The 4,679-nt window shown below is 66.8% G+C and carries 5 protein-coding genes and 1 pseudogene; 5 read left to right on the forward strand and 1 reads right to left on the reverse strand.

Annotated elements, in window-relative coordinates:
• Positions 1-229: pseudogene (locus ACIQ6O_RS13105) on the reverse strand (hypothetical protein); the annotation flags it as partial.
• An 81-nt stretch (positions 230-310) separates the two neighbouring features.
• On the opposite strand from ACIQ6O_RS13105, the gene ACIQ6O_RS13110 reads away from it, so the two are divergent.
• The 5 genes from ACIQ6O_RS13110 to ACIQ6O_RS13130 all read left to right on the forward strand — a co-directional run.
• On the forward strand, positions 311-1,855 hold the full coding sequence (locus ACIQ6O_RS13110; RefSeq protein WP_396208238.1) for a DEAD/DEAH box helicase: 1,545 nt from the start codon (positions 311-313) through the stop codon (positions 1,853-1,855).
• A 65-nt stretch (positions 1,856-1,920) separates the two neighbouring features.
• Positions 1,921-2,496, forward strand: a complete 576-nt coding sequence (locus tag ACIQ6O_RS13115) for a YigZ family protein (RefSeq protein ID WP_396208239.1) — start codon at positions 1,921-1,923, stop codon at positions 2,494-2,496.
• A 1,241-nt stretch (positions 2,497-3,737) separates the two neighbouring features.
• Positions 3,738-3,884, forward strand: a complete 147-nt coding sequence (locus tag ACIQ6O_RS13120; RefSeq protein WP_396208240.1) for a hypothetical protein — start codon at positions 3,738-3,740, stop codon at positions 3,882-3,884.
• Between the two features lie 315 nt (positions 3,885-4,199).
• On the forward strand, positions 4,200-4,373 hold the full coding sequence (locus ACIQ6O_RS13125; RefSeq protein ID WP_396208241.1) for a Flp family type IVb pilin: 174 nt from the start codon (positions 4,200-4,202) through the stop codon (positions 4,371-4,373).
• 25 nt (positions 4,374-4,398) lie between these two features.
• The coding region (locus tag ACIQ6O_RS13130; RefSeq protein WP_396208242.1) for a prepilin peptidase at positions 4,399-4,679 on the forward strand (281 nt) is incomplete at its 3' end.

The following is a 4,679-nucleotide window of genomic DNA, read 5'->3' on the forward strand; positions in this document are numbered from 1 at the left end:
CGAGATTCGGCGTACGGATGTCCTTCGCACCGTACGGGCCGATGTCGGCGTAGCCCATGTCGTCGGTGATAATGAGCACGACGTTCGGTCGCGATGCCGTAACAGTCGGTGCCGCCGGCTGCGCGCCCGGTGTCGTGCGCACATCGGGAATCACGACGCAACCGAGTGCAGCGCAGGCGATTACAGAGGGTCGGCGGGCCCACGCGACGAAGCGATGCAGACGAGTCATGCGCCAATATCCGGCCGCAGGCATGGCGTCGGCTAGAGGAAATGGCGAGCTTTCACGGACACACATCATCCAATTGCCTACGTGACTGCTTCACCGACGTTTACTTCGCTCCAGTTGCACCCGAGTCTCCTGCAGGGTCTCAAGGAACTCGGCTTTGCCCGGCCAACGCCCATTCAGGGCGAGAGCATTCCGCCGGCGCTCGAGGGGCGCGACCTTCTGGCCTGCGCCATGACCGGCAGCGGCAAGACCTACGCGTTCCTCCTGCCCCTGCTGCACCACCTCATGTCACGGCCGCGCGGAAAGACCCGCGCCCTCGTACTCACGCCCACGCGTGAACTCGCCGCGCAGATCCACGATAGCCTGAAGGACGTCACCATCCACACGCCCCTCACCGGGGCCGCCGTCTTCGGCGGTGTGGGCATGGGGCCGCAGGAGCACGCGTTCCGCAGTGGCGTCGACGTGATGATTGCCACCCCCGGCCGGTTGCTCGATCACTTCCGGCAGCCGTACGCCAAGCTCGACGCGCTCGAATACCTGGTGCTCGACGAAGCCGACCGCATGCTCGACATGGGCTTCCTGCCGGAGATCAAGAAGATCCTGCGGCACCTGCCCTCCACGAAGCGGCAGACGCTCTTCTTCAGCGCCACCATGCCGCCGCCGATCGCGGCGCTGGCGCAGGAGATGCTCAACAAGCCGGTCACGCTCAACCTGCAGCGCAAGGCGGCGCCGGCCACCGGCATCACGCAGGCCGTGTATCCGGTGTCGCAGGACCTCAAGAGCGCGCTGCTGGTAGCGTTGCTCAAGCGCGGAGACATGCCGCAGGCGCTGGTGTTCACGCGCACCAAGCATCGTGCCAATCGGCTCGCGAGTCAGCTCGTCACGGCCGGCATCAAGGCCGAGCGCATTCACGGGAACCGGTCGCAGAGTCAGCGCACGCAGGCGCTGGCCGGCTTCAAGGACGGGGTCTATCAGGTGCTGGTGGCCACCGATATCGCCGCACGCGGTATCGACGTGGAAGCCCTTGGTCACGTGGTGAACTTCGACGTGCCGGTGGCCGCTGAGGATTACATCCACCGTGTGGGACGCACGGCGCGCGCCGAAGCGACGGGCGAGGCGTTCACGTTCGTGAGCCCCGAGGAAGAGGGCGAGCTCAAGCTCATCGAGCGCGCCATCAAGAAGCAGCTGCCGCGCGTGACGGTGCCGGATTTCGACTACACCGCCAAGCCGCAGGCGAAGCTCGAGGTGCCGATTGCCGAACGCATCGCGGAAATCCGCAAGAAGAAGGCGGAAGACCGCGCCCGTGCCGCCGAGAAGGCGGCGCGTCGTGTCGCCGCGCAGGAAGCCGAAGCGGCGCGCCGCTCGGCGAAGCCCGCCAAGTCGGGGCCGCGTGGTGCGCAGGGTGGCGGTGCGCAGGGCGGCAAGCCAACGTCAGCGGCCGGTGACACCGCGCGTGGTGAGGCGGCGCGTGGTGGCGCAGCGGGCGGTGGTGCAGCGGGCGGTGCCCGTCGCCGTCGCGGACCGCGTCGTCCGCCCAACGGTGGTGGTAGCGCGCCGCGCGGTAGCAGCGCCCCCCGTGGGAACAGCCCCCGCGGCGACAGCGGTCGCGGCGATAGCCCGTACAAGTGAGCCGCGCCGGCTGACCGGTGAGTGCTCGCTATAGGGTCCCACGCGAGCGGCATCGCGCGGAGTTGGTGATCGACCGCAGCCGCTTCATCTGCACGGTGGAGCGGGTGCAGTCGGTGGAGGAGGCGCAGGCGTTCATTCGGGCGATGAACACGGAGTTCGCCGACGCCACTCACAACTGCTGGGCCTACGTGGTGGGCGCGCCCGGCAGCACCGATCGGATCGGCATGAGTGATGACGGTGAGCCGCACGGGACCGCCGGTCGTCCCATGCTCACTGTGCTGCAACACTGCGGGATCGGTGAGATCGCGGCGGTGGTGACGCGCTACTACGGCGGCACCAAGCTTGGCACCGGTGGCCTCGTCAAGGCGTACGGTGGCGCCGTCCAGGAGGTTCTGGCGTCGCTTCCCGTGGCCGAGCGGGTCGACACGGTGACAGCGACCTTCGAGGTCGGGTATGCGCACATCGGCGCCGTGCAGCAATTGCTGCCCACGCTCGAGGCCGAGGTGCAGGCGCAGGACTTCGCGGCGCTCGCGACCTTCACGGTGCAGCTGCCACGAAGCGAGGCAGCTGCGTTGGAGGAAGCCGTGGGCAATCTCACACGTGGCAGTGGCAATTTCCGGCTGGTCGATTCCGGCGCGTGAATCCACGGGGCAGCCCGCCCGATCAAGGCGATGCCTACCTGTCGGTACACCACCGACGTGCCGTCCTCATACCAGCGGAACCATCCCGGGGCACTCGCGAGTGCCGCCGCGAGCGGCAGCATGCGCGGCACGATCACCACGCGGATGCCAAGACTGTCCAGCGTGCTGCGCCAGCGCGGACCGGCCAGCAAAAGTGTCCGAAACACGTGCAGCTCAGCGGGCGAGAAGGCGAGCGGATCGAACCACGCCCGGTGTTCGCGCCAGGCATAGGGGAGATAGCCGCTCCAGCTCCACGTCGTGAGCATCGGTCCGGCGAGGCCGGCGCGTTGCACCTGCGCCACTGCCTTTACGGGAAAACGTGCGGGGTCGATGGGCACGCGGATGCGCACGGCGCCGAGCAGTGCGCCAAGCATGACGGCGGTGCCGATGACGACACGTCGCATGTGGGTACGGACGCGGTCCCGGTACTCGAGAATCGGTATGGTGTGATCGGCTGAAGCAGGGGCAATGACATGCACCACGAGCAGCGGCCACCCGGTGAAGCCGAACAGCGAAATATTGCGCCCGGCCCGCAGCGCCGCCGCGCTACTGAGAAGAAGGATGAGCGTGCTCGACCACGGCAGCGGTCGGCGCATGTGGAGCAGTACCGGTATCGATGCGATGATGATGGTCAGGAATACGGCATCGACCGGCGTCGCGAAGGTCGGCGGGCGATACTCATCGACATACGCGGCAATGGCCGGATCGGTGAGGGTGTGCCACACGGTACGATGCAGGGCGAAGCCGTAGGGCGTCGCCATAGTGGCCAGGAGCGCGCCGGCGGTCACGCCCCAGAGCCACCGGCGCTCGTGCACCATGACCGACGGGGGCATGTCCGGTGTGCGTGTCGATCTCATGCGTATCGATACCGCGCGACCGAGCGTGTGACAGCACAGCACGAGCCAGCCGAACACCCAGCCGCCGTGGAGGTTCGCCCAGAGGGCGAACAACGGCACGAGAGCGACCCACGCGATGCGCCGGCGCGATGGCAGGACCGCCATCACGATCGCCACGCCCAGTAGCGTGAAGAGGTGGGGTCGCGCGAGCCAGTGCGAGCTGGCCAACGTGAACCCGACCATGGCTGTGATGAGGGTGCTGCGCAGCGACAGACCAGCTTGCTGCAGCCGGGATACTGCAAGGGCGTGTGCCAGGCCCGCCACGAGCGACGTGAGTGCAGCGATGCACGGGAGCCCACCCATGTCGTGAGCGACGGCGAACAGCGTGGCGCTCCCCCACGCGGGCGTGACGCGCGCGGGAACGCCATGTACGAGGATCTCTCGTCCGAGCGCGATATGCGCGAACAGATCACCGTCGCTCTGCGTGAGTGGTGTCGCCGAGCACAGCAGTAACGTGGCGACAGCGCCCGCAAATGTCAGAGGGAGCCACGGTGCCTGCTGCATTGGTGTCCGTGTCGAGGCCGCCATGCGCGCAACATGTCGATCATGTGGCACTCACCCACCATCCGCATGCTGACAACGGTGTCGGGGAAAATGCTGACACCGTTGGTGAGTGGCATCACTAGCATGTGTTCAGCGTCGAGGAGCTCACGGTGCCACGCGCATCATTGGTGCTCTTTCCTACGGCGCCCGACAGTACCGACGGAGCGGGTACTGTCGTTTCCCGGACGGCTCCGGTTCTTCCGCACCAGCCAGGAGGGTATCGATATGTTGACCATTACCTCGCTCCCGAAACGTTTCCTCGCCGACGAGGAAGGCGCCACGCTGCTCGAGTACGGCATGCTGACGCTGCTCATCACGGTCCTGTCGATCGCGGCGATCAAAACGATCGGCCAGAAGGTAAGCACTGGCTTCACTACGGTGAGCACTCAACTCCCGTAACGCCGTAACACCAAACGGGGAATCGATGTCGATCGCGTTCGAAGGTGCGTTATGGCCTCACGCCGAGGCGCTGACACTGGCGGCGATACTCATCGCCGCCTGCGTGACGGACCTTCGAACGCGTCGCATTCCCAACGGCCTCGTCCTGACTGGACTGCTTGCGGGCATGAGCTTCGCCCTCATGGACGGAGGGGCGGGCGGGCTCTTGCGAGCAACGGAAGGGGCAGCCACCGGGCTGCTCATCTGGCTGCCGTTCTGGCTGCTGCACATGATGGGCGGCGGCGATGTGAAACTGTTCGCCGCCGG

This window comes from Gemmatimonas sp. (assembly GCF_044345575.1).
Taxonomy (GTDB): Bacteria; Gemmatimonadota; Gemmatimonadetes; order Gemmatimonadales; family Gemmatimonadaceae; genus Gemmatimonas.

Excerpts from the sequence above, each read along its gene's own strand:
- ACIQ6O_RS13125 (WP_396208241.1), top strand. The coding sequence starts at position 4,200 with ATGTTGACCATTACCTCGCTCCCGAAACGTTTCCTCGCCGACGAGGAA.